The 475-nt window shown below is 74.9% G+C and carries 1 pseudogene; it reads right to left on the reverse strand.

Annotated elements, in window-relative coordinates:
- Positions 1-475: pseudogene (locus tag IH13_RS0119250) on the reverse strand (cobyric acid synthase); the annotation flags it as partial.

Here is a 475-nt window from a genome sequence, read left to right on the forward strand (position 1 = left end):
GACCCCGCCTCGATCAGCCGCCACAACGCGTCCGTGTCCGCGTGCTCCTCGATCAGATCCCCCAGCCGGTCCAGCTGCTCCTCGCGCAGCGCCGCGAAACTCGTGTCCGGCGCGGCCGTGAAGCGCCGCCCGGAAGCCCGCGCCACCTCACCCAGGAACGCCCGCCGGAACGCGTCGCTCTCCAGCGAGCCGTGCCAGTGCGTCCCCCACACCGCGCCGACCCGGCACCCGTCCAGAAAGGGCTCACCGCCGCGCACCTCGGCGACGCCGTGATGGATCTCGTACCCCTCCACCGGCTCACCGAGCGCCGAACCGGACGGCCGGGCCAGCACCTTCTCCCGGCCGAAGCGGACCCGCACCGGCAGCAGGCCCAGACCCTCGACCAGCCCCGCCCGGGACTCCACGTCGTCCTCGACCGACTCGCCCAGCACCTGGAACCCGCCGCAGACGCCCAGCACCGGCCGCCCCTCGGCGG

It is taken from the genome of Streptomyces sp. NRRL WC-3549 (genome assembly GCF_000721935.1).
Taxonomy (GTDB): Bacteria; Actinomycetota; Actinomycetes; order Streptomycetales; family Streptomycetaceae; genus Streptomyces.